The sequence below is a fragment of the Ruminococcus sp. CAG:379 genome, assembly GCF_000434255.1.
Lineage (GTDB): Bacteria > Bacillota > Clostridia > Oscillospirales > Ruminococcaceae > Ruminococcus_F > Ruminococcus_F champanellensis.
This window is the reverse complement of the sequence record NZ_FR894831.1, coordinates 1-972: the sequence shown is the minus strand read 5'-3', so window position 1 is coordinate 972 and position 972 is coordinate 1. Positions and strand designations below refer to the sequence as shown.

Annotated in this window: 1 protein-coding gene; it reads right to left on the bottom strand. The window is 47.3% G+C overall.

Annotated elements, in window-relative coordinates; translation table 11 throughout:
* Positions 1 to 972: recombinase family protein (locus QVO51_RS02110; RefSeq protein ID WP_288167758.1), on the bottom strand; the 972-nt coding region annotated here is incomplete at both ends.

Below are 972 nucleotides of genomic sequence, written 5' to 3'. Positions count from 1 at the left end.
GTCGGAAAGCATATCCACGATCTGTCGGCAGGAAGCTACGAAGTTCTCCTTATCAGCGGCGATCCGATTACACACCTCGATGAACCGCTTTTTTATCTCGTCCTCATAAAGATGTGGCGTTTTACACTTTTCGTTTCCGGAAGACTTGGAAAATTTGTGGTTGCACTGCCAGATCACACGACGGTATTTGGAGGTAGAATGCCAAACTTTAGAGCCGAAGAAACCACCACAGCAGGAGCATACCAGTTTTGTTGAGAAAATGTTACTGCTGCTGTAGACCTTTCCAATTTCCTTGCGCCTTGCTATTTCCGCCTGCACAAGCTCAAATTCCTGCGGATCAATAATCGGAGGATGGCTGTCCTCGATGAAATACTGTGGAACTTCACCCTCGTTGACCTTCTGTTTTTTCGTCAGGAAATCCACAGTAAACTTCTTTTGCAGCAGCGCTGAGCCCTTGTACTTCTCATTCGTGAGAATGCTTTCCACAGTTCGTGTGTACCACTTCTCACCGCCGGCAGGGGCGGGAATATTTCGGCTCATCAGAAACTGTGCGATCTTATAGTATGAAAGCCCTTCCATGAAAGACTTGTATATGAGCTTAACAACCTCAGCCTCCTCCGGTACGATCTCAGGAAGCCCGTCCTCTCCCTTACGATATCCCAAAAATCGTCCGTAAGGCATTGTGACCTTGCCATCCGCCATACGCTTTCGCTGTCCCCATGTCACATTCTCCGAAATAGATCGGCTTTCTTCCTGCGCTAAAGAACTCATGATGGTTATCATAAGTTCGCCCTTGGAGTCTAGTGTGTAGATGTTTTCTTTTTCAAAGTAGATCTCCACGCCCTTTTCCTTCAGCTTTCTGAGCGTCGTCAGGCTGTCCACAGTGTTTCGGGCGAAACGAGATACTGATTTCGTAACAATCAGGTCAATTCTGCCTGCCCATGCATCTGCAATCATGGCATTAAAACCGTC